The 4,187-nt window shown below is 52.4% G+C and carries 4 protein-coding genes and 1 pseudogene; 1 reads left to right on the top strand and 4 read right to left on the bottom strand.

Annotation, left to right across the window (positions count from 1 at the left end; genetic code table 11):
- Positions 1-339: 339 nt before the first annotated feature.
- From AC2FFH_RS23085 to AC2FFH_RS23075, 3 genes are all read right to left on the bottom strand, one after another.
- The gene (locus tag AC2FFH_RS23085; RefSeq protein WP_496770960.1) at positions 340-2,055 is read right to left on the bottom strand and encodes an adenylate/guanylate cyclase domain-containing protein; all 1,716 of its coding nucleotides are present in this window, start codon (positions 2,053-2,055) and stop codon (positions 340-342) included.
- A 186-nt stretch (positions 2,056-2,241) separates the two neighbouring features.
- A complete protein-coding gene (locus AC2FFH_RS23080; RefSeq protein WP_496845409.1) occupies positions 2,242-3,072 on the bottom strand; it encodes a class I SAM-dependent methyltransferase in 831 nt (276 codons plus the stop codon).
- A gap of 142 nt (positions 3,073-3,214) precedes the next feature.
- Positions 3,215-3,517 (bottom strand): hypothetical protein, encoded by a 303-nt coding sequence (locus AC2FFH_RS23075; protein WP_496845410.1) that lies wholly within the window; start codon positions 3,515-3,517, stop codon positions 3,215-3,217.
- A gap of 27 nt (positions 3,518-3,544) precedes the next feature.
- Between AC2FFH_RS23075 and AC2FFH_RS23070 the strand changes: the two are divergent.
- A pseudogene (locus AC2FFH_RS23070) lies at positions 3,545-3,694 on the top strand (cation transporter); the annotation flags it as partial.
- A 150-nt stretch (positions 3,695-3,844) separates the two neighbouring features.
- On the opposite strand, the gene AC2FFH_RS23065 reads toward AC2FFH_RS23070, so the two are convergent.
- Positions 3,845-4,187: sterol desaturase family protein (locus AC2FFH_RS23065; protein WP_496845408.1), on the bottom strand; the 343-nt coding region annotated here is incomplete at its 5' end.

Here is a 4,187-nt window from a genome sequence, read left to right as displayed (position 1 = left end):
TGGAACTCCACGCGGTGGTCGCTCATGGAGAGGACCCCAGCTCGTGGGACGCCGACACTCGAGAATATCTGGAAACACTGATAAAGCCCGCGTGATCAAATAAATTAGGCCTCAAATTCCTAGGGATAATCGGCCAAAATTTTCGGCTTGGTTTGTTTAACCGCGAAGGGCAACTTTCCTCTGCAACTGGGAAATTGCTGGGCCCATTTGTGAGTATCCGGTTTGGGCTGCGGCTCACCGCCAAGGCACCTAGAAGCGCAAGGCCATCACGAACCCAAATCGGAAATGTGTGAGATCGGTTTCCATCACAAACCAACCTGCTACAGCGAAACCCTGCTCTTATTCAGGCAAACCGGCTAGTCGCAAAGACGCACAGTCTTTCTCCAGCCTTTTTCTGTCAGAGAAAAGTTGAGTTTTCGCCCAGTCCGATATGGAAAACTGAGGGCGGTATTTCATCACATTCCGTGCTTCATCGCGAGCGGCCTCAAGGTTCTCTGTCTCTACATGGACGATTACGAGGTCGAGGTGACCAAAGCCTTCAACCCTTTGACCATATTCGGTGAATGCTTTCTTGGCTTCCTCGTATTGACCGTCAAGTCGAAGGGCTAAACCCAGAACGCCTGCATACCAACCTGGATAGTGAGGGTTCAGGGTAATGGCTTGTTGTGCGACTTGGATCGCTTCATTTGCCTGGCCATTGAAAGCTAGGGTGATTGACAGTCTGGCAGCCACGTCAGCGTGGTTTGGATTTAGCGCTAGTGCCTCGTTGAACTTATCTATAGCCGAAATCAGCTTGCCATCGATTGCATCTGCAAAACCCGCAATAGCGTGAGCCTCTGGGTTATAGCTGTCTATTTCCAGAGCCCGCTGAGCGCAGTCACGAGCCTCCGCTAGCGCGGCACGCCGGTCAGCAACAAATCCATGTCGTGCTTCGACAGTGCAAATGAATCCCAAAGTACAATACGGAGCCGAGTAACCCGGGTCGAGTGCAATTGCCTGTTGTGCAAATCGGCGAGCGTCGGCCTGAGCTTCCCTAGTAATTCTGCGCGAAGCCTCCACGGCCTTTAGTTGAGCGGTCCACGCGCCTAGGTTTTTCGTGCCGGATCCTCTGAAACGAGCCATTTCTCCCGCCAAAAGTTCGACTTGTAACTCGGTTGCAATCCTAAGTGCGAGTTCATCCTGAACTTCGAATACATCTTCAATGAGGCGATCATAGCGGTCTGCCCAAATGTGCATACCGGACTTTGCATCGATTAGCTGTGCTGTGATCCTCACCCGGTTCCCGCTTTGACGGACACTTCCCTCAAGAACAAGATCGACACCCTGCTCCAGACCGACCTGTTTCACGTCAACGGAGCGACCTTTGTAGACGAATGTAGAGTTACGCGCGACGACCAGTAAATTCGGGAGTTTTGATAAAGTGGTGATGATCTCTTCGGTAATTCCATCTGCAAAAAACTCCTGATCGGGGTCAGAAGAAAGATTATCGAAAGGTAAGACGCCGATTAGCAGAGACTTTGTATGGCTAGCCGGAGTTACTCGCGGTGGGGCAGAACCTGGCGGCGACCATTGGAAAACTTCTATTGGTGACGGCGCGTTCTTAAACTGTCGCTCTCCAGCGCGATAAAATTGCTCAGCGAGGCGCTCGTCAAGGCTGCGATGGACGACATCTGAAATCAACACAGCCCCTTCGTTGGAAGCCTCTTGTAGACGTGCGGATAGATTGATGCCATCGCCGAAAATGTCATCTTCGTCGAATACGACATCTCCAAGATGCACACCCACTCGTAGTTTCAATGAGGACTGAGTTAACACCTGGCTTTGAAGATCAAGGGCGCATCGTACTGCATCAGATACCGAGTTAAACTCGACTATCCATCCATCACCCATCCTCTTAACGACATTACCGCGATGATCGCTAACCAAAGGATCAAATAACTCTCGACGTAGAACACGAAGTTCGCCGAGAGTCCTATTTTCATCTGCCTTAATCTGGCCTGAGTAGTTTACTACATCGGCCGAGAGTACTGCGGAAAGTCTGCGGTCTCCATTCATGTCTATTGGTAGCGCAAATTACGCTGCTTGGAAAAGACAACATGATTTCCTGAACGTCGCGCATGTCCTAGTGAATGGCTTGGGGCAAAACTGAAAAGCGTGACTGTGAATGTATGCTTCGGGCTGCCATCGGCCCATCCGCACACCGCAGAGAATGATTAATTCGAGCCCAGTGCGGACGCAAAGTTAGATGGGCAGACGGGCGTGGATCTCAATCGGGGCTATCAATCCGCCTTCTATGTTTCGCACCATGTTTTGGACCTTTATCGCTGTGTCGTCGCCCATGATCAGATGCAGGCCAAGATGTGGAGGACCATCCGCACGGCTTTGCGCAGCCGCCAAATCTTCAAAGAATTGTTTGGCAAACACGGTGCGGTTGATCCTATTGGTCAATTCGAAACCAACGGACTTCAAAGCCGCCTCATATGTCTCTGGTGGTGCAAGCGCACTCTGATCCGAAGTCGAAGCCCAAGGCGCTGGATAATCCATATTGCCCTCGCCGACTTGCATCACATCGTAAATCGCAAAAATACCCCCTGGTTTAAGCACACGCATTGCCTCCCGCGCGATGCCAACTTTGTCCACAATGTTCATGCCTACGTGGATCATGTAAGCATCGTCCATCGAGTCAGATTCTAACGGCAGATCAAGTACGCTGCCTTCGATGAGTTGAACCCGATCCGACATGCCCGTCCATTCTGTAAGGGCGCGTCCTGTTTCCACAAACTCGGCGGTTAAATCGATGCCGGTCACATGAGCCCCAGTGGCCGCTGCGACATAGCGGGCAGGACCACCGAGGCCACATCCAAAATCGACAACCCGACTTTGGGGCGAAAGGTCCAAAGCCTTCACAAAAGGTTCGGTCGCAAGGCGTCCGCCAATGTGAAACTCGTCAACCGGCGCCAAAGCGTCGCGAGAAATCGGTGGGGTCAAGTCCAGTGCTGCGCAACCATCAGAAATTCGCTTTAGCAAGTGACCGGAGTGGTAGTGGTGCGCGACTTCATTGGGATCAGTCATGTTGAAGCCTCCCTAACTTATGCCGCTATGGTAGACTCGGTGATCTTGAATGTCAGCTTTGTCCGCTTATCCGGATTTGAAAAGTCCAGTTGCAAATGTCTGCCTAGGGCTGACTATCTACGCCAGGCATCGTCCGCCAAAATCATCGCTCATCTCCTTCCTTCGAGGCCTTCGCTGCTTGGTAGCAGGTCCACAACCGCTCCACCTCAACGAGCGGATCGTCACTGGACCGCTTGTGTGAATTCAACTGCTGTTTCATCGCTCGACGAGATGCATCATCCTGCATGATCTGGTCCGCACGGAGCACATCGACTTTTTGAACGTATTCAACCTCTGCTTCTGCCAGCAAGCGCTCCAGTAGTCCTGACGTTGAAGAAGAATCTGAATAGATCCAACCCGCCGGGCATTGGTCGATGATGCCCAAAACCTGGCTTGCAACATCCACGGCAGGTGGAGCCGTCGAAAGGTTGATTGGGGCACGGCAACAGGTTGGCCTGACCTAATAGTTGCTGCGATCATGGCAAGCCTCTTCTTGTCATCTTCGTACCAGATCATTCGTCAGGCTCTTGAGGAACGGCACGAGGAAGCAGCGCATGAGCATAGAACAGCTGGGACAAGCTGACATTCGCTGCGGAGGGCAAACTACACAGGTATGGGCTCCACGCGGTCATTTGCAATATCGCGATGTATGTCCACTTTGCGGACTTTTCTGCCGACGCTTAAAGCCTTGCGCATAACACTCAAGCGCGGCAAAGCAGTCTTTGGTTCAGCGCTATTGGTCTATTTGGTCAGTGCCCAGCTTGGTTTGCCCGGACGAGACAGATGAAGATCGCCTCTGTTGGCTCGGGGTACCGAGGGCACCTCCGCTCGCCGGGCCGCGCAGCGGCTGAAGTAGCATTCGGTCGAGCCAGAGGTCTCGGCGTGTGCGAAACTGCTTGATGCCGATTTCCATGCTTTTGTGCCCCTTCTTGGGTTGCGCAACGTAAGTGCCTAGAAGTCGGTCCCACCACGGTAGATTAAAGCCAAAGTTCGAGTTGGTCTCGCTTGGATCGACTGAATGGTGGACTCGGTGCATGTCTGGAGTGACGACGATCCATCTGAGAATTCGATCCACC

This window comes from Ruegeria sp. YTSC003, assembly GCF_059609785.1.
Note: the sequence above shows the minus strand (reverse complement) of the source record. Positions and strands in the feature narration are given on the sequence as shown.